We start from the raw sequence: 22,754 nt of genomic DNA, 5'->3' as shown, positions 1-22,754 counted from the left end.
GCCCCATGAAGTCCCCCCGTCTTGCCCATGCGCTCGCCGCCGGTGTTGCCGTGCTGTCTATGACCGCCACCGCCCTGGCCCCTGCGCCCGCCTATGCCCAGTTCGGCTTCGGCGGCATCGTCTATGATCCCTCGAACTACGCGCAGAACGTGCTCACCGCCGCGCGTACGCTCGAGCAGATCAACAACCAGATCCGATCCTTGCAGAACCAGGCGACCTCGCTGATCAACGAGGCGCGCAACCTCACCAGCCTGCCGACCAGCGTGCTCGAACCGCTCCAGCAGCAGATCCGCCAGACCCAGCAGCTCCTCAGCCAGGCCCAGCGCATCTCCTATGATGTCCAGCAGATCGAACGCGAGTTCGAGCGGCAATATTCGGGGCGAAATTTGACCGGCAGCCAGCGCGATATGGTCCAGGCCGCCGAGGGGCGCTGGAAGAACAGCGTCGCTGCCTTCGAAGATGCGCTCAAGGTCCAGGCGGGCGCTGTCAGCAATATCGAAGGCGCGCGCAGCGCGGTACAGACGCTGGTCACCGCCAGCCAGTCGGCCACCGGTGCGCTGCAGGCCGCCCAGGCCGGAAACCAGCTGCTTGCGCTCCAGTCGCAGCAGCTCGCCGATCTTACCGCCACGCTCGCCGCCTTCGCCCGCGCGCAGTCGCTCGACGCCGCAAATGCGGCAGCGGCGAAGGCGCAGGCCCGCGAACAGCTGCGCCGCTTCCTGTCGCCGGGGCGCGGTTACGTTCCCGCCAATGCCCAGATGTTCCGGAACTGAGGCGATGGACATGAGGCTCTTCGCGCGGATCGGAGCGATTGGGTTCGTCGCCGTGGCGCTGACCATGACCGCGCTCCAGCTGCGCGAGGAGCCAAAGCCTGTGCCTGTGGAAGTGACCACCGTGTTCGAGCCGGATGGCGATCCGCTGCCTTTGCAGCTGCGTGCTTGCGCGCGGATGGGCCAACTTGCGCTGTCCTCTCCCGATTGCCACGCGGCCTGGGCCGAGAAGCGGCGTCGGTTCCTCGGGCTGAAAAGCGGGGCGGAGAACGCGACCGAAGAAGGCGCGGCTCCGGCATCCTCACCCGAACCCCAGCCAGCAAAGGACCAGTGACATGGGTGGCACCGGCGTCGTCGACCGCTTCCTCGACATCTTCTCGCGCTACATCGACAGCGGCTTCGGCCTGCTCTCGGGCGAGGTGGCCTTCGTCGCGACCACGCTGATCGTGATCGACGTGACGCTGGCCGCGCTGTTCTGGACCTGGGGCGAGAACGAGGACATCATCGCGCGCCTCGTCAAGAAGACCCTGTTCGTCGGCGCTTTCGCCTATATCATCGGCAACTGGAACGCGCTCGCCCGCATCGTGTTCGAGAGCTTTGCCGGACTTGGCCTCAAGGCCAGCGGCACCGGCTTTTCTGCCGCCGAACTACTTCAGCCCGGCCGGGTCGCACAGGTCGGCCTCGATGCCGCGCAGCCCATGCTCGAAGCCATCGTCGACCTGATGGGCTTCGTCAGCTTCTTCGAGAACTTCCTCCAGATCGTCATCCTGCTGGTCGCCTGGGCGATCGTCATCATCGCCTTCTTCATCCTGGCGATTCAGCTGTTCATCACCCTGATCGAGTTCAAGCTGACCACGCTCTGCGGCTTCGTGCTCATCCCCTTCGGCCTGTTCGGCAAGACCGCCTTCATGGCCGAGCGCGTGCTCGGCAATGTCGTCTCGTCAGGCATCAAGGTGCTGGTGCTAGCGGTGATCGTCGGGATCGGCTCGACCATCTTCACCGAGTTCACCAGCGCGATTTCGGGCGAACCGACGATCGAGGACGCGCTCTCAATCGTGCTCGCCAGCCTGACTCTGCTCGGCCTTGGCATCTTCGGTCCAGGCGTTGCCAATGGCATCGTCTCGGGCGGGCCGCAGCTGGGCGCAGGTGCCGCAGCGGGAACCGCCTTGCTGGCAGGCGGTGCTGCTGCCGGAGCTGTTGCTGGTGCCAAGCTGGCGGGCGGCGCGGTCGCCTCGGCTGCTTCCAACGTCGCCCATGGCAGCTCGCGCGCTGCGGGCGGGGCGACCATGGCCTATGCCCTCGGTTCGGCAGGCAAGTCCGGCCCGGCTGCCGTCGGCTCCGGCATGGCCGCTGTCGGCAAGGCAGGGGCCGGTGCCGCGACTTCGCCGCTGCGCAAGGCGGGCGACAGCGTGAAGCAATCTTTCCGCGATGGCGGCCGTGCCGCGATCACCAACACCGGTGGCACCATCATTCCGGGCCCCAACACGCCCCCGCCGGCTCCACCCGCCGCCGCCGATCAGGGCCAACCCGCCTGGGCCAAGGCGATGAAGGACCGGCAGACCCTGACCCACGGCACCACCATCGCCGCGCACACCTTGAAGGCCGGCGACAGCCATGGCGGCGGCGCTTCCATCGACACTTCCGAAAAGGACTGATCCATGTTCCGACGCCCATCGATCCGCTACGGCAAGACTCCCGAACCCGAGACTCCCTACCAGCGCGCCTCGCAGGTCTGGGACGACCGGATCGGCTCCGCCCGCGTCCAGGCGCGCAGCTGGCGGCTCGCCTTCTTCGGTGCGCTCGGGCTTTCGACCTGCCTTACCGCCGGGATTGTCTGGCAGGGTGCGCGCGGATCGATCGTTCCCTGGGTGGTGCAGGTCGACAGACTCGGCGAAGCGCAGGCGGTCGCGCCTGCCGATGCAGGCTATACGCCTTCCGATCCGCAGATAGCCTTCCACCTTGCCCGTTTCATCGAGCAGGTGCGCGCCGTTCCCGACGATCCGATCATCGTGCGGCAGAACTGGCTGCGCGCCTATGATTTCGCCACCGACCGGGGAGCCTTGGCGCTCAACGACTATGCCCGCACCAACGATCCCTTCGCCCTCATCGGCCGCGAACAGGTCGGGGTCGATGTCACCAGCGTCATCCGCGCCTCGCCGACCAGTTTCCGCGTCGCCTGGATCGAGCGCCGTTACCGCGACGGCAGCCTTGCCGAGACAAGCCGTTGGACCGCGATCCTGACGATCGTTGTCCAGACCCCGCATACCCCCGATGCCCTGCGCAAGAACCCTCTCGGCATCTTCGTCAACGCCATCAACTGGTCGAAGGAACTCGGATCATGATCAGCACTCTTGCGCGCCGCCGGCGCACCGTCACCCTCGCAATACTTGCAGCAAGCGTCGCGATCATCACCCCCTTGCAGGCCCGGACGCAATCCGCCGAGGGACCTGCCGTGCCTGCGCCGCGCAGCGAGGCGGCGCAGGCACTCCCTTCGCCAGCACCGACAGAGACCGTCGTGGCCATTCCCGTGCCGCTGCCGCTTCCCGGCCAGTTGCAACCCCTTCCGCGGCCATCCCCTCCCCGGGCCGCGGGTCGCTCCCGCCCGTCCCAGAGTCCCCCTGCTCCGAGGGACCGGGTGGGAGCGGCAATGGAGGCGGCCCGCGTCCAGCCCGACGGCACCGGGTTTTTGAACGCCATCCAGGTCTATCCCTTCACCGAAGGCGCGCTCTACCAGATCTATGCCAAACCTGGACAGGTCACCGACATCGCGCTGCAGGAAGGCGAGCAACTCGTCGGCTCGGGACCGGTCGCCTCGGGCGACACGGTGCGCTGGATGATTGGCGACACGGTCAGCGGCAGCGGTCCGTCCGCGCGAGTCCATATCCTCGTCAAGCCCGTCCGCCCCGACATCGCGACCAATCTCGTGATCAACACCGACCGGCGCACCTACCATCTCGAACTGCGCGCCAATCCTTCCGTTTACATGGCCTCGGTCTCCTGGACCTATCCGCAGGACGAACTGATCGCTTTGCGGCAGGCCCAGGCCGAAGCCGAACGTGCAGTACCGATTGCAGCGGGGATGGACCTCTCGCTGCTCAATTTCCGCTACAAGGTCGATGGTGACCGGACCGACTGGCGTCCGCTGCGCGTTTTCGATGACGGCACCCGCGTCTTCATCGAATTTGACGAAGGGGTCGCGCAGGGCGAGTTGCCACCGCTGTTCGTAGTCGGCGCGGGCGGTGTGGCTGAGCTGGTCAACTACCGCGTATCGGGCCGCTTCATGATCGTCGACCGGCTGTTCGACCGGGCCGAACTGCGCCTTGGCAGTCGACGCGGTCAGAAGACCGTGCGGATCACCGCAAACCGGCGGGGGCGGGCATGACGGGCGACGATGACACCGAGCGTGCCGAAGTCGCGCCCGTCGATCCCGAAGCAGCGGTAAAGCTGCGCGGCGATCCGCCGCGCGTGATGCGCCTGTCGCGCAAGGCCATCGGCATTGCCTCTGCCTGCGGCATTGCCCTGGTCGGCGGCGCGCTGATCTATGCGCTCCAGCCTTCGGGACGGAGCGATGGCGAAGAACTCTACAACACCGATGGCTCTGCCGTGGCTGACAATTTTGCGGGCGCGCCGAAGGATTATGGCGAGGTGCCCAAACTCGGGCCGCCGCTTCCCGGCGATCTCGGCAAGCCGATCCTCGATGCCCAGCAGCGCGGCGACATTGCCGAACTTCCGCCGATCGGTTCGCAGCCGCCAACCGCGCCACCGCCTGATCCCGCCGTTGCTGCTGCCGAAGCTGCTCGCCAGCGTGCAGAACAGGAGCGCGAAGCCGCGCGCGGGAGCCGGTTGTTCTTCGGTGGCGGCACTCCGAACGGGGCGGGTGCTGGATTGCCTGTCCTGCCCGCATCGAGTGCTGCACCTGCCACTTCTCCTGGCACGGCACCACAATCCGAAGCCGGACGCAGGCAGGTCTTTCTCGAACGTGCCAGCGACCGGCGCACTGTGTCCTTCGAAAGGCTTACCGGGCTGGCATCGCCCGAAATCCTGCAGGCCGGTTCGGTCATTCCGGCGGCGCTGATCACGGGTATCCGCTCGGACCTTCCCGGCCTGGTCACCGCCCAGGTCACTCAGAATGTCTATGACAGCCCGACCGGGCGCATATTGCTGATCCCGCAGGGCTCGCGCCTGATCGGCGACTATGATGCCGATGTAGCTTTCGGGCAGAACCGGGTGCTGCTGGCCTGGAACCGGCTGATCCTGCCCGATGGCCGTTCGATCGTGCTCGAACGCCAGCCTGCATCGGATACGCAAGGGTTCGCTGGGTTGCAGGACGGCATCGACTACCATTGGGGCGGGGTGCTCAAGGCGGCGCTGGTCTCGACCTTGCTCGGGGTCGGTTCAGAATTGGGCTCGGGTAGCGATGGCAACATCACGCGTGCTCTGCGTCGTGGCAGCCAGGACAGCGTCAACCGTGCCGGCGAGCAGATTGTCAGCCGTGAGCTCCAGGTCAGACCGACCATCACCATCCGTCCCGGCTATCCGGTACGGGTGCTGGTGACGCGCGACCTGGTGCTGGGAGGCGGGCAATGACCCGTTTGAAGCTCTCCGACATCGCCGATGAAAAGCCGGTCAAGCTGACTATCGAAGTGCCCGCCAGGCTGCACAGCGATCTGGTCGCCTATGGCGTGGTGATCAATGGCGGCAATACAAGTGGGGCGCCAACGCCTGAGCAACTGGTCGCGCCGATGTTGGCGCGGTTCATTGCCACCGACCGGAGTTTCGCCAAGGCGCGCCGCGCGGCTCAGCCGGGATAGCGTTCCTCGATCAGCTTGAAGAAGCGCTGGAGCGCGGGGTTGTCATTGTCCTCGCGCCAGTAGAGCGCATATTCGAGGCGGGCAGGGCCGGTGGGATCGTGGATCTCCTGAAATCGCAGGTCGCTCCATGCAACACCTTGTGACGCTCCCGTCGCGATGGAGATGTAACGCTTTGCCGCCACGATGCTGAGAACGCTTTCGAGGCTGGTATCCTGGACGATGATATTCGGGCGTCGCCCTTGTTCGGTCAGGCGGGATGCGATCAGGTTCTCGAATATGGGGCCAAGGCCGCTCGAAGGGACCACGAAGATCTCGCGGCGCAGGTCCTGCCAGTAAATTTTCTGGCGTGTCGCCAGTTCGTGATCATCCGGCAGTGTGACGTAGAGTTTTTCCGACCAAACGCTGCGCGAAGCGATCCCGTCTTCAAGCTGGCCAACCGGTGCCACTGCGACATCGATCATGTGCGACTGCAGGCCATGTGTCAGCCGTTCCAGACCCGCCTCGACGCCATCGAACTGAACGTCCGGGAATTTGGTCAAATAGTCCGAGATCGCCAGCCTGAGATTGCCCGCCATGAGTGGAGAACAATAGCCCACGGCAATACGCCCATGCAGGCCGTAGCTCACATTGCGGGCCGTCGTCCGCAGGTTGTCGACATCGGTAACGATGCGGCGTGCCTGCTCGATGAATGGGCGACCACTCTCCGTAATCTCTGCTCCGCGCGTCGACCGCTCAAACAGTTTGACACCCAGGCGGTCTTCGAGCTGCTGCACCTTCCGGCTGAGCGTGATCTGTTTGACATTGAGCGCTGCTGCCGCCCGTGAGAAGCTCTTCGAGTCAGCAGTCGCAACTGCGTAGCGCAGCTGATGGATCTCAATCATGGGTCCTACGATTGTTCAAGTCTGCCAAACCTTGGGCCTTCAGGGAAGGCAGTCCGCGCAATCTTGCCTCGAAGCGATTTCGATCGGGCACCAGATCCTGCAGGCTATATCCATCCAAACGTTTCAGGAAATCGCCGACCGCGAGCCCTAGAGCGCCCTGCAGTCCGCACGCACCGGCAATCGGGCATTTGTTGGTCTCAGGCGTAAAACATTCGACAAAACCGGACAGCGATTCCATCGAGCGCACGACTTGCCCCACACTGATCTCGCGTTTCGGCATTGCGAGCGCCAGGCCGCCGCCGCGACCACGCTTGGCTTCGATATAGCCGCCATCCGCAAGGTGCTTTGCAACCTTCATCAAATGGTTCCGGGAAATGCCGAAGGCGTCCGCGATACGGTCGACTGAAGCAAGCTCATCGGTCGTCGCTAGGTACATCAGCACGCGCAGCGCGTAGTCAGTATGCAGGCTCAGTCTCATAAAAGTGGTATATTGGATGTTGCTTAAACCGCAACCGCATATTAGTAGTATATAAAATACCACTTTGAGTCGGGGCCTACAGAATGTCAATCAATCACGCAAAGTCCGTGCGCGCAGAGCGGCTCAGCTCGGCGGAAGCGATGGGGATCGATAGCGACTTCATCGATGGGTTGGTCGAGCGCTTCTATGGCAAGGTTCGTGATGACGAACTTCTCGGACCAATCTTTGCTGCGCGGATTGCGAACTGGCCGGATCACCTTGCACGGATGAAGGCCTTCTGGCGTTCAGTTTTGCATCAAAGCGGCGAATTTTCCGGGAACCCGATGCTCAAACACATCGCGATCCCCGGCATTGAGAGCGCGGAGTTCGAGCACTGGCTTGCGCTGTTCGATCAGACCCTGCTCGAGATCGAACGCGACGAAGCCGCCAGCAACCTCATAGGCAGCCGGGCGCGAATGATCGCCGACAGTCTGCTTACCGGCATTCGCATTCACCGAGATGGGCGGCGCGACATCAAAGCCATGAAGGGATTGACCGATGCTTGACGAAAACAGCGTTGCCGCGCTCTCAGAGGGCCCGGGCGCGGCTAAGCAACCACTGGACTGCACGAACACCTCCTCCGAGCCCTCCGGCCCGGCCCAGCCGGAACATTCCGACATGGAGTTTCCGGCATGGATCTGGGCTGTGATGTTTGCCGGATATGGGGTCTTCTTCGTGTGCATGATCCTTGCAACTGGCAATGACCTGCATGCACTCTTCGCGATCATCGTCAGCATCGGCTACACCGTCATATACTTCGCAGCCGCCAGCATTTTGGTGGGCCTCAAGCCGTCCAGGCGTAGGTCCGATTTCGCACGCGGCGTGGCACCGCTCCAGACCTACACCGGGCCAATGTCGATGAAGGCCGTGTTTGGACAGGTGCTTGTTATCCCGATATGTCTCGCGCTGTTCGGCTTTGCGGTCGTGATCATCCGCGCCATCGTATTCTGATGAAAGCAAGCCCTCTTGTCAGGTTACCGCCTGGTACGAAATGCTACCGCCATCTCGGCCCTTTCAATGAGGTATCTATTCCGCGCGGCCTACTGGCAGAGCACCGCCTTAAGCCAGATGTCTGGGCTGTCCTTGCTGTCGAGGCGGGTGCAATCATGCTTGTTTGGGACGACAAGGAGTGCGATCGCTGCAAACTTGTCGCGGGCGACGAGTTTGTCGTTCCACCGCGTGAGCAGCATCATCTGGAACTCGTAGGTCCTGTGCGGTTGTCGATAGCCTTCCACCGCGTTTGAGCGAGACTATACTGCCACTGTCCGGAAGGTCAGAACCAACACATCGCGGTGACCTGTCGATTGCGCGTCTTGCGCCGTGATTGGCGTGACGCCATGCAGGACGCGGTTGTCTTTGATGAATACGGCATCGAGCGGCTCGACCAGAGTGAACTCAGCCGGATCAACTAAGCCATCGACGCAGATTTGCGTGGTTCCGGCCTCGACGTTCTTGCGTTCGACAAGGAAAATTCCGACCCAATCAACCCCGTCACGGTGCATGCCCTCCGGTGTCGGATGTCCGGCGGACAGGCCAGCTTCTATGCGGAACTGGTGCACCTCGATTTCGAGAGTCGTAGTACCCGTTTCGAAGACAGCAAGGCAGAGGTTGAGCAGGTCGGCAAAGACTGGATTTTCAAGCGTGGCCTGCTCCACCTGAGCAAACCAGCGCGCTATCCCGCCGTTGAGCGGATTGTGGTCCCGGCTTTGGAAATGCGCCCGAGGCGTGAGCTGGGCGAGACGGCCTTCGGAGAAGCCCAGAACGGCATATCGCCGACGCCGATAGCGTCCACCATCCGCCATATAGGTGTCAAGCTCAAGCCGATCCCAACTCGCTGCAAATCCTGACCACGCTTTTTCATTGAGCGGCCCTAACAACTGGCACGTCGTCTCGCGGGCGGCGGATGCCCAGCCGAACGATCGGACACGGACAATCAGGTCACGCAAAACGTCAGGCAAGGTTGTCGAGCTTGGCAATGGCAAAGAATCCTCGCGCTATCCGCATTCCCCACCGGGCACGCAAACTGCGGCGCCGGATTCTCCTGCGGTCGCCATGCCGACATCCTGCTGCGCAATCAGTTGAGCGATGCGGGCACCCACTGCCAGATCGGGTTCGTGACCAAACCCGCGAAAGCGGATCAGGCCAGCGCGATCAATCAGCACCAGCGAAGGCGTGCCGCGCAGACCGTATCGGGTCATGGTAATGGGCGTACCGGACGAATCCTCATGCGAATCCACCCCGACGGGAAACCCGATCCTGTATTCCAGCAAGAAGGCTTCGAGCGAAGTTGGGGTCATCGCTGCATGATGCTCGAACACGGTGTGAAGGCCGATAACCGCGACATCGCGGCGATTGAACGTCTGCACGATCCGCTGGAGCTGCGGGAGACCGTTGGCAACGCAGCCTGGGCACAGCATCTGGAACGTACCGAGGACGATAACGCGTCCGCGCAGATCCTCCAGGGTCAGCGGTTCACTGTTGAACCATCGGGTAGTCGTCCATGGCTGGGCCGGTTCGGTGTTCATGGGTGTCAATCCTTCCAGTAATTGTTGGCTGCAGCAATTGTGGCAAAATGCGTTGCCACGACCTGGGCAACAGCGACGAGCGCCATTGCGTCCTGCTCATATTCGTTGCGCAAGCTGGCGCGGATTTGCGCATCAGGCTGCGTCAGCTTCACCGCAAGGCGTGATAACTTGATTGCGAGGGCAAAGCCTTCGTCCGGGTTGGTGGTCAGGAGTGACGCAATGTCAGCTGGTGTTTGCATCGTCGGGCCTCCGCAATCCGGATCGGGTCCGGCCTAAGCCGGACCCGCCGACAGAGCCGGTATGGCTCTGGTCTCTGTCAGGGACTTCTATTGGTTTACCCTGCCGGGCAGGCTCAAATCGCCTGAGGCAACCTTGAACACATTGGCAACGCACAGCAGCGGCGAATGTGCGCTTTCGTTGACGCGCAATCCAGCCGTCACGCCATCAAACCCTGCGGTCTGAACAATCGAGATGTCACCGAACGGTACTCTCACTTCAACCGTTTCCTGAGTGAGGTTCGGTTGCCAGCCGGGACTGTCGAGCAGGATTGGGGCGCCCGGCCAGGTCATGGGAAGACGCGGACTGGTGCCTGCAGGAATGTCCTTGACCTTGAGTCCATTGGCTCCGCAGGCTTCGTCCGGCCCGAGCACCACCCAGTGCATGTGCCATTCGCCGCCATCGTTGGCCAGATCTCCATCCCTCGTCTCATCGAACAACGGTGTGTCGTCGAAATCGGGGTGGGAAGTGACGGCCAGCGCGAGAATGCCAGCGCCGCGCTCGAAGCCGACCTCGTAGGGGTCGATCGTCGTCGGCCAGACGTAGGAGAAGACACTCGATCCCTCGAACCGCCCGGTTGCGTTGGGGCGCGTAACGCCCGCTCGTCCAGAAACAGCCATGTGGAATATGGCCACATTGCCCTCCGTCCTGATCTTCGCGTGGACGATATCGAACGGTGCCTGCACGGCAGTATCCGCTGCTGGACGGATACCGCCGGTATGTTCGTGCGAGGCCGCAATTCGCTCGCTCGACGGGTCCTGGGAATGGGCGCTACCATCGTGTGCCTGCACCGCCGGTGCGCCCAAGGCCAGCGCGGCCGCGACTATGGCAGGAGCGCGCATCATTCCTCTCCCTTGACCGCCGCCATCGAGGCACCGAAGTTGATGTGGAACGCTTGGCCGTCGATGACATAGGCCGGAACCGATTGCACACCGGCAGCTTCAGCTTCGCCGACCCGGTCCGGTGCGGAATTGAAGTCGACGATTTCGACGTCGTAGCGCGCCGGATCGAGCGCCTGCCCCAATGCCTGTTCGGCAGCGACGCAGACGCCGCAACCGGCGTGATAGAAAATGGCTTTGGACTTCATGATAGGACTCCTAATATTCAAAGGCACAGAAGACGCTGTGCGCGTTACCCCGGTGCGACCCGAGGGCATCTAGGCTGAGGAGGAGGCCTCCTCGTGCTCAGGACAATTGAGGCGCAAATCAGATTGGCGAAGCGGCGCCTTGATCAATCGGCAATAATGCTCGCCTGATTCGGTCGTGCTCGTATCGGACACAAAATACCGGCAGGTCAGGCACATGCGCTGGGGCGCAATGCGTCCGGAACGTTGCAGTTGCGCGATGGTTCGCACGACTATGCTATGCAGGCTTTCGGCATTGCCGTCGCTCAGCAGACTGACAATGTCTTCAAAGCCGTCCGGAAGCTGGCCAAGCAGGGCGCGGCCCTCCAGAGACAAGGACACCCGGATTGCCCGGCCATGATCAGGGTCAGGCCTGCGTTCCACAAGGTGTTTGCTGGCGAGAGCCGAGACAGCATCGCTGGCAGTTGACGAGCGCACACTGAGCTGTGCGGCAAGGTCCTTCAGGCGCAAGCCCTCCGGACGGTCGGCCAGCAACCTTAGCGCATCCCCTTGGGTGGGAGTCAGTCCAGCGCCTTCGCCGGTCTGCCAGTCCTTCTGGCGAGCCAGGGCGGCCAGACGGCTGAGGCCATAGATGAGCTGGTCACGAATCATGTTAGGAGTCCTAATCAAATGGATTTCTGTGTCAAGGTTGTTGTTAAATGCGTGCGGAAGCTTCCGATGCAGGCGCATCGCAATCTTCAGGTTCGTGCTGTTGCGCCAGGAAGCGCAGGGCTGCTCTGCGGCGCGATGTACGGTCGAACGCATAGATTGTCTGCTTGAACGCGACCCCATTGAGCAGGGCTTCGATGTAGCTTGAGACCGTGTCGGCAGCCATGATCAGTGCGCTGTCCATCGTGTGGATGTATTTGCTGGTCATCGTCCCTTTGGAATGGCCGAGAAGGGCAGCGATGGTCACTTCAGTGAAACCGAGATCGTTCGCGATGCTGGCGAAACTGTGCCGCAGCACATGGGCCGTGATCCCCTCCAGCGCCGTGCCTTTGACGAGCTTGTTCCAGTGCTTCGGGAAACTGCCGAAGGGGCGGTCCTTCTGGCGCTCGCCGGGGAAGACATGGAGGCCGGGCTCGTCGGGGCGGATTGCTTCCAGAAAATCCACCACTGGCAGGCCAATCGGCCGGATGGACTCGCCGGTCTTGGTATCCGTGAAGCGGAAGGCGCTTCCCTCAGTGTCAGCCTCGGCCCATCTGAGGCCGATGATCTCCCCACGGCGACAGCCGGTCAATGCGATCTGACGGATGATCCTCATGGCCGTGAGGAGTGCGCTGTCCAGTTCCGCCTCCGCTTTGGCTTCGGCATCGCGCAGAAGTTGGCCAAGCACACGATACTCGTTCTCTGAGAGCCTGCGGCGGCAGGTATGATCCTTGGGCCGCTTGATGCCATGCGCCGGGTTCTTCTCGATGATGCCGAGATTGACGGCATAGGTCAGAATGCCACTCAGCAAGCCAATGGTCCTCGCCGCCGTACCGACGCCTCCTGTGACGATAGAGCGGCCACGAAGGTTCTCGGTTTTGACGTTGACCTTCGTCCGGCCGGCCATGATGTCCATCATGATCTTGATGATCTCGGGCTGGGTCAGATCCTTCACCCGGCGGGTACCGACCAAAGGGATGATATGGCGGTTGATCCGGCCCGTGTCGGTGATCTTGGTCGAGGGCCGCTTGGGCCGATTGCCCTTGCCCAGGATCAGGCCATTGCCGAGATCCTCGAGATAGCGCTCGCACAATTGCTTCATCGTGATCGCCTTGTGATCTAGTTCGCGCTCCTCGGCCGGGTTCTCGCCCTTGGCCACCCGGGCGAGTTGGATCAGCGCTTCCTTGCGCGCGGTCTCGGGCGTCCAGACACCGTGCGGACCAATTGTGTAGCGACGGGACCGGCCCAGCGCGCGATACTGCAGGACGTAGCTGCGCTTGCCGGTCGTGAAGACCCGCAGTCCGAAACCAGCAAGGTCGTCGTCCCAGATGACATAGTCCTTGCTCATCGCCTCGGCTGCATCCACGATCCGTTTGCTGAGTTTCGGCACTGCACTTCTCCGGCTCATTTCACCCGATTTCGCGTAAGCACCACGTAAGCAGTTGGGAGCGAAACGAAGCGAAGTTTGGGTTAGGCCAGCGAAGCTAGTGTCGCAATTTAGATGATTGAAAACAGTGTGTTAGAGTGGAATAAGCGGCTCTGGCGCACCCTGGCGTAGGGGGGTCCTTACCGGCTCCGAAGGCAGAGGCCACAGGTTCGAATCCTGTCGGGTGCACCATTGGCGCTTTGATCTTCTAGACCGGAACGGCGATGCGCTTGGCGCTGAAGACCGCTTGCCAGTTCTCCAGTTCGTCGAACACGATTTCATCGGTTGTGCGCAGCAGGTCTGCGACATCGCTGAATTCCAGCTTTCCTGCCGGTGCCGCTTGCAGGTGCCGGATGCGTTCGGCCACTTCTTCCAGCCGCCGGCCAGCCACTTGCGAGATATCGGCGAACCGTTCGAAATCACCGAAATAGCGGATGCCCGCCAGCGCGCCGCCGATGGTCGGGAAGGCGACGCCGGCCACCGTGAACCACTTGCCCAGCTTTACCAGATCCATGTGCGGCACAGCGCCGAGTGCCTGCGCTCCGGCCAGAACCAGATAGGCGGAAACTGCCAGAATGGCCCCGAGGAACAGGAATTCGGAAGCGCGGTCGAGCGCGTGGTGGACGCGGTGGAGGAGTTCGCTCTTGCCGCGATGGTATTCGGCCTGGGGGCGCACCTGCAGATCGTGCAGCGCCGTCAGCAGATCGCGCAGGAACGGTTCGGTGACCCTGGTGTGCGGCAGGCTGACTTGGCGCACCGCCATGCGGGCATAGAGTTCTGGCCAGTCGCTGCTTGGCCCCGATGGCCAGCGGCCCGTTGGCCGGGCGACGCCGGCGGCGAGCAAGAGCGGTCTCTGGCGCAGATATTCGGCCACGCGGCGCGTTGTGAACCAGCGGACGTGCAGGTTGCGTTTTCCGCCCGCCCACGTGTTCATGACGATCACCAGCAGTGTGACCAGTTCGACCGCAGCAAAGATCCACTTCTTTTCCGGTCCACCCAGGGGCAGGTAAAGGACGCCGGCGATAATCGCGATGCTGCCGAGCACGAAATTGACGATCATGCCCGACCGGTAGCGATCGGAAAGGAAGGTCGAAATTCCGTCGGCCCATGCAAAGGGCGCCAGAATGCTGGCGTTGATGCGTTTCGCCATGTCGGCCCCGTCCGGCGACATCCGCGTTACGCTTTCGAGCACCGGGCTGGCCGACCCCGCAGCAATTTCATCGGGATTCTCGTAGCGCTGCCGGATCCGGGCAAAGCGCCGTGACAGGCCCTGCCTTCCGAACAGCGCCTCGACACGGCGGTAGGCATGGTGGGATGCAGAGCTTTGCGGACGCCAGATTTCTTCACCCAGAGTGGCGAGCGTTCCTTCGTTGCGATGGCCAAGGGCGTGTTCGACAATTCTGCGCAAGGTTTCATCGCGCCCCGCCCGTTCGCCGGACGCTGCGGGGTGGGCGAGCATCTCGCTCGATGTCAGAATGCTCCAGCTGGACGGATCGGCAGGGTCGATCCGCAACACCGGCACCGCGTTGTGCAGAGCCTCGCGAACGGTGTGGCCCGTGCCGCCAATATTGGCGACCGATTCACCGTCCCACACGGCCACCAGCAGATCGCTCTGCTCCACCAACACTCGTCCACCCAGCGCATACCGGCGGGCGGTTTCGAAGGCGAAGCGATTGGCCAGCGCCATGTTCCCAGGATCGCTCACATGGCGCAGCAGGAGGGATTCGATCTGGGCGTCCTGTTCGGCAATTTCGAACAGGCAGCCGCGCTGCTCGAACGCCTCGATCGCATCGAGGCGTGTGGCAACCTCCGCTTCGTCGGGATGGTCGCCGGCAAGAATGCGGCGCGTGTGTTCGAGTGTGGCCGGCTGGACCGATATAGCGCGGTTCAACAGCCGTCCGAAGGGTAGCGGTGCGCACAGTTCCCACCCCAGGTCATGCGCCGCCGCGGCGGCTTGCTGGTCCGCCCCGTCAGCCAGCAGCGTGTGCAGGCGTGCCGGCACCGTCGAACCGAATTCCTTCGCATGGTGCGCAATGGCAGCAAAGATCGAGGCCAGTTGGTCGCATAGTTCGCGGTCGTCTTTGGGATAGGAAGCGTGACCGCGGCGGTGGCCCGTCACGCCCAGCGACAGGCGCAGGGTTGGTGACGGGGGAGGTGGCTGATCGCGCAATATTTGAATTTCCCCCGCCATGTATTTGAAATAAATGAAATATGCCGCGCTTGCTGGATTAACTGATCTGGGTTAATCTTTGAAGTAGGGAGAACAATCACATGGCCGACGAAAAAGACAAGCCGCAAGACGATGAAAAACGCGTCGAGCGTGGAAACGATGGCGACCGCAAGTTTCGTGGAAACGACGGCGATCGCAATTTTCGCGGGAATGATGGTGATCGTAATTTCCGCGGCAACGACGGGGACCGTAATTTCCGGGGCAACGATGGCGACCGCAACTTCCGGGGAAATGACGGGGACCGCAATTTCCGCGGCAACGACGGGGATCGTTAGGAGCGCAAGGTGGGGTTCGGGGGCGATCTGACACATAAGACGCCGGGTGCATTCCGGTGAGCCAGAAGCGCTGGTCCATCGCCTTTGCCCCGGAAGCGGAAGCCGGGCTCTACCAGGTCACCGTTCGGCGGTCCGGGGCGGTGCACCGCTTCAAGACCAGGCTGCCGCCCGATATTTCCGACCTGTGGCTGGAAGACGGCGCCACCCAATCGACCCGCAGTTTCCGTGGCAGCGCGGCCGAACTGACCCCCGAAACGCGGTTCTTCCAGGCGGCGAACATGCCGACCTTGAAGGATATCGGCGAACGTGTCCTGGAAAGCATTTTTGACCTTGGGGGAACCGGCGAAGGGACGAAGATCGTCGGGGCGCTGGAAGACCGGATTGCCGACAACGAAGGCATAGAGCTCGAAATCGACCTGTCGCAGACGGCGGAGCTTTCGGGCATTCCGTGGGAATCCCTGTATCTGCGTTCGCGCGACCGGTTCCTGGCCATCGGGACCACATCCAACATCGTCCGCAAACTGGACGCGCAGAGCGATCTGCCCGCGCCCATCGAACGCCCTGTCCGCATTCTCGTGGTTGCGGCCAACCCATGGCGCGATCTCAAGACCGATGTCGAGCTGGGCAATATCGAGGCGCGGATTGACCGTCTGGTGGCCAAGGACGCCGGCGGGTTCGAGATAAAATCGCTGCCCAACGCCGACCGCGACCAGTTGCGGCGCACGATCAACGAATGGCAGCCGCACATCATTCACTACATCGGGCACAGCGGCTTCGCCGATGGGGAGGGCTACCTTGCGCTCGAAACGGGCGAGGAAGGCACGGGCGACAAGCTGAAGGCGGAGACGTTCCGCAACATGCTGCTGAACCGCCGGCCCTGGCTGGTCGTGCTCAATTCCTGCCAAAGCGGGCAGACGTCCGGCGAAGCGCCCATGGCCGGCGTGGCGCAGAACCTGCTCCAGCGCATCAATGTCCCGTTCGTCATCGGGATGCAGCAACCCGTTTCCGATGAAGCGGCGATCAATTTCAGTCAGGAATTCTACACCGCGCTGCTTGGCGGGGAAACCATCGCGAACGCGGTCACGCTGGGCCGCTGCGCCATCGCCAGTGACGATGACGTGCGTACACAGGTCGAACTGATCACGCCGGCGCTGTACACGTCGGGCGAAACCGATCGCATCCAGTTCATCGACCCACCGGCTGCTGCCGTGGCGGCAGCGGCTGCGGGGGCATCGGGAGAACCGGCTGCGCAGGGCGGCGAGGAATGGCTCTCGATGATGAGCCGAAAGGCCTCGGACCTCGCGAGCATCTTTTCCTCGTTGAAGGTTGTCGCGCCGGTGGCGATGGTCGCCCTTTCCTACTTCGGTTTCGATTATTTCAAGGCCGCCGACGAACCGGCGCCGGCCCCCGCCCCCGTGCAGTCGGCGGCTCCGGTCGCCGTGCCGACGGTGGTTGTAAACGTGGCCCCAGCCACCGTGCCTACCGACACACCCTCTGCCGGACCGCAAGACGCGCAGATCGGGCGCGATACGCCCAATGGCGGCCCGCCGCCCCGTTTCGCGGCGGAAAACGATTGGCCCCAGCCCGCATCAGGCCCGAGGCAGACCCCGTCAATCGGGTTCGCCGAGGAAATCGAATGGCCAGTGACCGCATCCGGCCCCCCGGAAATGGCGGAGCGTACCATCCCTACGCGCCCGACCGAGGGCACGGCAGACGGGGTAAGCGGTGAATTTGTAGGCGAAGGTGCCCCGCGCCGCGTCGTTCGCCGCGTCGTCCGCCCGATCCCCACGAACGGCACCGCAACGTACACGCCCGAAACCGCGTATACGAACACAGACTATTCCGGCACGGGCGGGGGCGGTTACGCCTATGTGCCCGATCCGCAAATGGCCGCGAACCCGCGTTTCGCCAATGTGACTGCGCCTGCACCCCTGATGGAGCTGGGCGGAAGCTTCGGCGGCGCCGAGCCGATGATGGAGCCGCAGAGGCATGAGGCGAATTATCGTTCGGATGAACTGACGCCCGTCGTCAGCACCGATGCCTGGCCGGAAGATCTGGCCGGTTATCGCGCCCCGGCCTTCTGCGACGGGCTCGCCACCACGGTCCAGTTCGACCTTGGTGCGGCAACCCTGAACGATCAGGACCGGATGCGCCTGCAAAATCTCGGCGACAACATTGCCTGTCCGAAAAGCGGCCTGCTGGTAGCCGGCCTGACCGATTCCTCCGGCCCGGACGAGTTCAACTCCGATCTGTCGATGGAGCGCGCAAAGGTCGTGGCGGACGTGATTATCGATACGCCCAACGGCAAGCAACTCCTGGTCGCGGACCTGCAGGGATATGGCGAGAGGTATCCGATCATCGATGCCGGTGACGGGGCGGTCGAACCCGCCAACCGCAGGGCCGAAGTCTATCTGGCCAGCCGGTGCCCGTATGCCCCTGCGCCGGGCAACTACCTCTCTTTCGATCCGACGAGCTGGAAGGGCGGCATCGCCGGCGCAACTTTGCCCAAGATCGATGACTGGAACGGCGAGGCGGCCTACATTTACTATTTCGCCCGCAACCCCGCCGAATTCGATGACGAATTTGCCGACGCCACCATGCTGGACATGGCGCAATATGTGGCTGCGGAAACCGGCTTGCCGCCGGGGGCGATCGTGCCGATGAAGATGGGGCCGTTCTGCCTGCACCCGAACCAGAACACCCGCCTCGATGTAACCTTCGAAGGCGGGAAGTTCGACCCTAATTGAAGCCCAGCCGCGACAGGATCCGTTTGAAACGCGGGTCCGAACGCACAGGTTTCAAAAGCGGGTCGTTGCGCAACAGAACCAGGCCCGAATCGCCCGCAGCAAACGCTTGCTCCAACGCCTTGAGCGCATCGGCCTTGCGGCCCCACTGCGCCAGTATCTGCGCCTGCTGGTAGAGGCCGTTGTCGCCGAAGCGTGCGCGCAGCTGCGCCATGGCCGCGTCCGCCCCGGCCGTGTCGCCCAGCTTGAAGCGCGCAAGTGCCAACCCGGTGAACCGGCTGAGATCGCTGCCTTCGTCCTCGTAAAGGCGCAGCGCCGTGCGGTAATCGCCTTCGAGGTAGGAAATATCGGCAAGGATCCGTGAAGCGACGCTCATTTCGGGGTTCAGCTTCAGGGCCTTGTTGATGGCGGTGCGGGCCCCGGCAAGGTCACCGGCCGCGTACAGCACCTGAGCCCGCTGGCGCTGGATCACCGCGTTGAGCGGATCGAGCGCGACAGCCCTGTCGTTCGCCGCCAGCGACGCGTCGAATTCTCCCACGCGCCCCATGTAGGTTGCGTAGGCCTGGAGAATGTCGGCATCGCGTGCGCCGCGCTTGTAGGCGGTCTGGTATGGCTGGCGCGCCGCGGCCACATCGAGACGCCCGTTGAGCAGCACATAGCCGAGCGCGGCATGGCCGGCAGGCAAGTCGGGCGCAACGGCAATCGCCTTGCGCGCCGATGCGATGGCCGCATCGTAGATTTCGGACGTCGGACGGTCGTTGGAATAGCTGTTCGCGATGGTCGTCTGCACCCGCGAAAGGGCGGCCCAGGCCGCGCCATAGGACGGGTCGGCCCTGACGGCGGCCTCGAACTGGGTCTGCGCCGCCCGATCGCTGCTTTCGTCGAGGGCCAGATCGTAGAGTGTGATGCCGCGCAGATAGGCGTCATAGGCGGCCGCGTTCTCGGTACCTCCGACCCGCGCCGCCGACCCGCGACCCGATGCCTGGATGCGTGCCTTCAGCGCCGACGCGACCTTGCGGGCGATATCGGACTGGACCGCAAAAATGTCGTCCAGACTGCGGTCATAGGCCTGCGACCAGATGTCGAAGCCGTTGGTTCCGTCGATCAGGTGGACCGACACCCGAACCTTGTCCTGTGACCGGCGCACGCTGCCATCGAGCAGGTAACGCACCCCCAAATCGGTCGCAATCGCTTGGGCTTCACCGCCTTTTTCCGCCGCCGCCCTGGTCGATGCCTGGGCCACCACCTGAAGATTTGACTGCTGGGTCAGGAACTGGCGCATTTCTTCGGCGAGGCCGGTCGAGAAATAGCTTTGCTCGCGGTCGTCGCTCAGATTGTCGAACGGGAGGATGGCAAGGCTGTTCGCCTCGGTCGGTGCCGGTGCGTCCTGCAGCTGCCATACGGCAATCGCAGCGATCAGGAGCGCGCCGAATGCGGCGGCGATCCACACGGTGCGCGATCGCGCGGTGGGGGCAGGGGCGGGCGGCGCATTGGGGGCAGGCGGGGCTGGGGCAACCGGATTGTCCGGATCGACCAGCCGCGCGACAGCGTCCCTCACGTTGCGGGCCGAACTTGCTTCGCCATGGCCGTCCCAATCCGACAGGTCGACCGATTGAAATTGCCGGAAACCCAGCGGGGGAAGGCTGCCGTCGATGGAAACCGGGATCAGATTGCCGCGATCGCGGCCAGATTGGGCTTCGTCGCGCACCCAGTGGGATTCGACCGACCGCGCGCTCCACACCACGACCACCGCCCTGGCGTGTTCCAGCGCGTCTTCGGTGGTTCGGGTATAGACCGTGCCGGCCTCGAGCATCCCGTCCCACCAGACGGAAAAGCCCGATTGCTCGAGGAAATCGATAAGACGGCGGGCCGCATCGCGATCGTTGCGCGAATAGCTGACGAAGACGTCAGGCCCCGTCCGGCCGTTTGATCCCCCCCCGGTCATGGTTTCTGATAACACGTTTTGCAGCGTGAGAAGCAGAATTCGAATTCGCGGGATTTTGCGCGCCGGGCGTGTGCCAGCTGTGCGCTGGCGGGAAAAATCCCTAGGAAATGGGCGACGAACGGGGTTAAGGCGGCGGTCGATTATGGACCGCACAATCTACCGCTTCGACCAGCTCGCGATGAGTTCGTCCTCTGAAGGCCGGGCGCCTGTCGCCGCAGGGGAAACGGGCGCGGCCGTAACGAGGCCGCCGCGGATCGGGGTGATCTACAACCCGCGCAGCCACCGCAACAAGGGCCAGGACCTCGATTGCGCGCAGCGTCCGGAAATCAGCGTCGCACAGCCGCAACGGCGCGAAGACATCGCCACTGCGCTGTCCGATTTCGCCGCGAAGGGGATCGATTACCTCATCATCAACGGCGGCGATGGCACGGTGCGTGATGTGCTGACGATGGGGCAGTGCGTGTTCGGCGATACATGGCCGGCCCTTGCCATACTGCCCAAAGGCAAGACGAACGCGTTGAATGTCGACCTCGGCGCGCCATCGGGCTGGAACCTGTCCGATGCCATCGCGGCATACGGTTCGGGCAGCCGGATTACCCGCCGCCCGCTGGCGGTTTCGCGTGACGGGGCGCACGATCCGCCGATGCTCGGCTTCATTTTCGGTGCAGGCGCCTTCACGCTGGGCATCGACGCCGGGCAGGACGCGCACGAACTGGGGTTCTTCAACAGCCTTGCGGTCGGCGCGACCAGCGCCTGGGGCGTGTTGCAGGCCCTGTTCGGCGGGGACGGCAACAAGTGGCGCCGCGGCACACGCATGGCGCTGACCGATCTGCCGTCGGGCAAGGCGATGCCGCATTCGGGGCATGGCGATCGCGAGCGGCGCAGCGTCATCCTTGCATCGACCCTGAGGCGCATGCCGATGGGGCTGAAGATTTTCGGGAAAGAGCGCGACGGTCTGAAGCTCGCGGTGCTCGACAAGCCGCGCCGCCGGGTGCTCGCATCGCTGCCTGCGATCTGCATGGGCTGGCAGCCCGATTGGCTGGAAGCTTCGGGGTATCACCAGATCAGCGCGGAGCGTTTCGCGATGGATATCGATGAGGCGGTGATCCTCGATGGGGAGAAATTTCCCCCGGGGCGCTACATCATCGGGCAGGGCCCCGAACTGACTTTCGTTACGCCGTGACCGGCGCGCTTTCGCAGCGGGTGGAACAGGGCCTTGGCCGCGATGTCCGCCCCGAAGTGGCCGCCTTCGCGCAAATGCTGGGCGAAGAGGCCGGGGCGCTGGGCGTCTTGTTCTACGGATCGAACCTGCGGACCGGATCGCTCGACGGGGTGCTGGACTTCTATGTCCTCCTGCCCGGCCAGCAGGCCGAAAAGGTCTGGCCGCGGGTGAGCTATCGGGAATGGGATCATGCGGGCGAAACCCTGCGCGCCAAGATCGCCACCATGTCGCTGGCGCAATTCGCGAGCGCGGCATCGGGCCGGTCGCGCGACACTACGATATGGGCGCGTTTCGTCCAGCCGAGCGCGCTTGCCTGGGTCAACGGCGATGCTTCGCGCCAGGCGATCCGCGCTGCCGTTGAAGATGCCGCCGGGACCGCGGCCCGGCTGGCGGCTGCGCTGGGTCCAGCACAAGGAACCGCGCAGGATTACTGGCGGGCGCTGTTTCGTGCGACCTATCGGGCCGAATTCCGGATCGAAAAGGCGGGCCGCGAGGATTCGATCCTGGCGGTAAACCAGGATCATTTCGACGGGTTGCTGCCGTTGTCGTGGCAGGCCCAAGGAATGGCGTTCGCCCAGAAGGGCGAAATTCTGGTGCCCGAAATAACCGCCGCCGAAAGGGCGCGGGTCCTACGTTGGTGGGAAAAGCGGGCGCGCATCGGCAAGCCGCTCAACCTCCTGCGTCTCGCCAAGGCGACGACGACTTTTGACGGCGCGGCAGACTATGCCGCGTGGAAGCTGCACCGCCACACCGGAATCACGCTCGAGGTTACGCCGTTTCGCGAAAAACACCCTTTGCTCGCCGCGCCGGGTGCGCTGGTCGAACTGTGGCGCAAGCGCCGCGCTCAGCGGTAGCGCATCATCACGGTGATCGATTCCACGCCGCTGCCGACCTGGAAGGCGACCTTCTTGTAGTTCGGCTTGCCCAGGTTGAAGATGTTGATGCTGGGATTGTTCGACATCCCGCCACCGTCGGCCAGAATGTCGGTCTTGCCGTTGCCGTTGATATCGTGGCGCACCGCAATCCCATAGCTGCCAGGCGCCGGAACGGGCATGCAGAAGCTCATCGTGCCGGCCTTTGCCCGCGCTTCCAGGCGGTTGAGCCAGCGCCCCTTTTCCAGCCAGTCGGCATCGGTCGCACGGTAGCTTTGCACACGGATGGTGCCGCGCGATTCCCGCACGCCCTTGATGGTGACGCGCACGGCGGGGCCAGCCCCTGCATCGCACAGCGCGGGGTTATCGGATATCTTCTGGCGGTATTGCGCTTGCGCGGGGGCGGCAAGCGTGGCGCCCGCCAGCACGATGGCTGCAATTCCCGTGACGGTCGTTGCGGTTCTGGTCATGCGAAGTCCCTGTCGTAATTCG

Annotated in this window: 26 protein-coding genes; 14 read left to right on the top strand and 12 right to left on the bottom strand. The window is 63.4% G+C overall.

The features are described from left to right. Positions 1–5 precede the first annotated feature (5 nt). From trbJ to VR863_RS12485, 7 genes are read left to right on the top strand one after another with little or no spacing between them, the layout of a single operon-like run. The gene (trbJ, locus tag VR863_RS12515; RefSeq protein WP_324828803.1) at positions 6–770 is read left to right on the top strand and encodes a P-type conjugative transfer protein TrbJ; all 765 of its coding nucleotides are present in this window, start codon (positions 6–8) and stop codon (positions 768–770) included. Positions 771–780: 10 nt separating this feature from the next. Then, the gene (gene trbK-alt, locus VR863_RS12510) at positions 781–1,101 is read left to right on the top strand and encodes a putative entry exclusion protein TrbK-alt (RefSeq protein ID WP_324828802.1); all 321 of its coding nucleotides are present in this window, start codon (positions 781–783) and stop codon (positions 1,099–1,101) included. A 1-nt stretch (position 1,102) separates the two neighbouring features. Beyond that, a complete protein-coding gene (gene trbL, locus VR863_RS12505; protein ID WP_324828801.1) occupies positions 1,103–2,422 on the top strand; it encodes a P-type conjugative transfer protein TrbL in 1,320 nt (439 codons plus the stop codon). 3 nt (positions 2,423–2,425) lie between these two features. After that, complete coding sequence (gene trbF, locus VR863_RS12500; RefSeq protein WP_324828800.1) at positions 2,426–3,109, top strand: conjugal transfer protein TrbF; 684 nt, start codon at positions 2,426–2,428, stop codon at positions 3,107–3,109. Further along, positions 3,106–4,149, top strand: a complete 1,044-nt coding sequence (trbG, locus tag VR863_RS12495; RefSeq protein ID WP_324828799.1) for a P-type conjugative transfer protein TrbG — start codon at positions 3,106–3,108, stop codon at positions 4,147–4,149. Before trbF ends, trbG begins: the two co-directional genes overlap by 4 nt. After that, on the top strand, positions 4,146–5,354 hold the full coding sequence (locus VR863_RS12490) for a TraB/TrbI/VirB10 family type IV secretion system protein (protein ID WP_324828798.1): 1,209 nt from the start codon (positions 4,146–4,148) through the stop codon (positions 5,352–5,354). The genes trbG and VR863_RS12490 overlap by 4 nt, the downstream gene beginning before the upstream one ends. Continuing rightward, positions 5,351–5,578, top strand: a complete 228-nt coding sequence (locus tag VR863_RS12485) for a DUF2274 domain-containing protein (protein ID WP_324828797.1) — start codon at positions 5,351–5,353, stop codon at positions 5,576–5,578. The genes VR863_RS12490 and VR863_RS12485 overlap by 4 nt, the downstream gene beginning before the upstream one ends. Here VR863_RS12485 and VR863_RS12480 read toward each other — a convergent pair. Continuing rightward, positions 5,566–6,459 (bottom strand): LysR family transcriptional regulator, encoded by an 894-nt coding sequence (locus VR863_RS12480; RefSeq protein WP_324828796.1) that lies wholly within the window; start codon positions 6,457–6,459, stop codon positions 5,566–5,568. The genes VR863_RS12485 and VR863_RS12480 overlap by 13 nt on opposite strands. Continuing rightward, complete coding sequence (locus VR863_RS12475) at positions 6,452–6,937, bottom strand: RrF2 family transcriptional regulator (RefSeq protein ID WP_324828795.1); 486 nt, start codon at positions 6,935–6,937, stop codon at positions 6,452–6,454. Before VR863_RS12475 ends, VR863_RS12480 begins: the two co-directional genes overlap by 8 nt. Before the next feature lie 140 nt (positions 6,938–7,077). On the opposite strand from VR863_RS12475, the gene VR863_RS12470 reads away from it, so the two are divergent. Genes VR863_RS12470 through VR863_RS14925 form a run of 3 tightly spaced genes read left to right on the top strand, consistent with a single transcriptional unit; the run spans position 7,078 to position 8,220 of the window. Further along, positions 7,078–7,482, top strand: a complete 405-nt coding sequence (locus VR863_RS12470) for a group III truncated hemoglobin (protein WP_324828794.1) — start codon at positions 7,078–7,080, stop codon at positions 7,480–7,482. Continuing rightward, on the top strand, positions 7,475–7,927 hold the full coding sequence (locus tag VR863_RS12465; RefSeq protein WP_324828793.1) for a hypothetical protein: 453 nt from the start codon (positions 7,475–7,477) through the stop codon (positions 7,925–7,927). The genes VR863_RS12470 and VR863_RS12465 overlap by 8 nt, the downstream gene beginning before the upstream one ends. Beyond that, positions 7,873–8,220, top strand: a complete 348-nt coding sequence (locus VR863_RS14925; protein WP_353545347.1) for a TehB-like domain-containing protein — start codon at positions 7,873–7,875, stop codon at positions 8,218–8,220. Before VR863_RS12465 ends, VR863_RS14925 begins: the two co-directional genes overlap by 55 nt. A 6-nt stretch (positions 8,221–8,226) precedes the next feature. Here the strand turns inward: VR863_RS14925 and VR863_RS12455 are convergent, their stop codons facing one another. From VR863_RS12455 to VR863_RS12420, 8 genes are all read right to left on the bottom strand, one after another. Beyond that, positions 8,227–8,922 carry a 2OG-Fe dioxygenase family protein gene (locus tag VR863_RS12455; protein WP_324828791.1) on the bottom strand — a complete coding sequence of 232 codons (696 nt, stop codon included), beginning with the start codon at positions 8,920–8,922 and terminating at the stop codon, positions 8,227–8,229. Between the two features lie 48 nt (positions 8,923–8,970). Further along, entirely contained in the window at positions 8,971–9,501 is a 531-nt protein-coding gene (locus VR863_RS12450) for a peroxiredoxin family protein (RefSeq protein WP_324828790.1), read from the bottom strand. A gap of 5 nt (positions 9,502–9,506) precedes the next feature. Next, the gene (locus VR863_RS12445) at positions 9,507–9,740 is read right to left on the bottom strand and encodes a hexameric tyrosine-coordinated heme protein (RefSeq protein WP_324828789.1); all 234 of its coding nucleotides are present in this window, start codon (positions 9,738–9,740) and stop codon (positions 9,507–9,509) included. An 87-nt stretch (positions 9,741–9,827) separates the two neighbouring features. Next, positions 9,828–10,619, bottom strand: coding sequence for a hypothetical protein (locus VR863_RS12440; protein WP_324828788.1), 792 nt, complete (start codon positions 10,617–10,619; stop codon positions 9,828–9,830). After that, on the bottom strand, positions 10,619–10,864 hold the full coding sequence (locus VR863_RS12435) for a thioredoxin domain-containing protein (protein ID WP_120218727.1): 246 nt from the start codon (positions 10,862–10,864) through the stop codon (positions 10,619–10,621). The genes VR863_RS12440 and VR863_RS12435 overlap by 1 nt, the downstream gene beginning before the upstream one ends. A gap of 69 nt (positions 10,865–10,933) precedes the next feature. Continuing rightward, positions 10,934–11,512 carry a MarR family winged helix-turn-helix transcriptional regulator gene (locus VR863_RS12430; RefSeq protein WP_324828787.1) on the bottom strand — a complete coding sequence of 193 codons (579 nt, stop codon included), beginning with the start codon at positions 11,510–11,512 and terminating at the stop codon, positions 10,934–10,936. Positions 11,513–11,555: 43 nt separating this feature from the next. Next, positions 11,556–12,938, bottom strand: a complete 1,383-nt coding sequence (locus VR863_RS12425; protein ID WP_324828786.1) for a tyrosine-type recombinase/integrase — start codon at positions 12,936–12,938, stop codon at positions 11,556–11,558. A 244-nt stretch (positions 12,939–13,182) separates the two neighbouring features. Next, complete coding sequence (locus VR863_RS12420; RefSeq protein WP_324828785.1) at positions 13,183–15,144, bottom strand: hypothetical protein; 1,962 nt, start codon at positions 15,142–15,144, stop codon at positions 13,183–13,185. A 101-nt stretch (positions 15,145–15,245) separates the two neighbouring features. Between VR863_RS12420 and VR863_RS12415 the strand changes: the two genes are divergently transcribed. After that, positions 15,246–15,479, top strand: a complete 234-nt coding sequence (locus VR863_RS12415) for a hypothetical protein (RefSeq protein ID WP_324828784.1) — start codon at positions 15,246–15,248, stop codon at positions 15,477–15,479. A gap of 56 nt (positions 15,480–15,535) precedes the next feature. Then, positions 15,536–18,226: a CHAT domain-containing protein gene (locus tag VR863_RS12410; RefSeq protein WP_324828783.1), complete on the top strand. Its 2,691-nt coding sequence runs from the start codon at positions 15,536–15,538 to the stop codon at positions 18,224–18,226. Here the strand turns inward: VR863_RS12410 and VR863_RS12405 are convergent. Continuing rightward, positions 18,219–20,183: a TIR domain-containing protein gene (locus tag VR863_RS12405; protein WP_324828782.1), complete on the bottom strand. Its 1,965-nt coding sequence runs from the start codon at positions 20,181–20,183 to the stop codon at positions 18,219–18,221. The two genes, VR863_RS12410 and VR863_RS12405, sit on opposite strands and share 8 nt — an antisense overlap. A 127-nt stretch (positions 20,184–20,310) precedes the next feature. On the opposite strand from VR863_RS12405, the gene VR863_RS12400 reads away from it, so the two are divergent. Further along, entirely contained in the window at positions 20,311–21,351 is a 1,041-nt protein-coding gene (locus VR863_RS12400) for a diacylglycerol/lipid kinase family protein (RefSeq protein WP_324828781.1), read from the top strand. Beyond that, positions 21,348–22,244 (top strand): hypothetical protein, encoded by an 897-nt coding sequence (locus tag VR863_RS12395; RefSeq protein WP_324828780.1) that lies wholly within the window; start codon positions 21,348–21,350, stop codon positions 22,242–22,244. Before VR863_RS12400 ends, VR863_RS12395 begins: the two co-directional genes overlap by 4 nt. On the opposite strand, the gene VR863_RS12390 is transcribed toward VR863_RS12395, so the two are convergent. Next, positions 22,235–22,732 (bottom strand): DUF2141 domain-containing protein, encoded by a 498-nt coding sequence (locus VR863_RS12390; RefSeq protein WP_324828779.1) that lies wholly within the window; start codon positions 22,730–22,732, stop codon positions 22,235–22,237. The two genes, VR863_RS12395 and VR863_RS12390, sit on opposite strands and share 10 nt — an antisense overlap. Between the last annotated feature and the right edge of the window lie 22 nt (positions 22,733–22,754).

This window comes from Qipengyuania zhejiangensis (assembly GCF_035607565.1).
In the GTDB taxonomy this organism is placed as follows: Bacteria; Pseudomonadota; Alphaproteobacteria; order Sphingomonadales; family Sphingomonadaceae; genus Qipengyuania; species Qipengyuania zhejiangensis.
The sequence above is the reverse complement of the archived record's forward strand: the minus strand, read 5'-3'. Positions and strand labels throughout refer to the sequence as shown.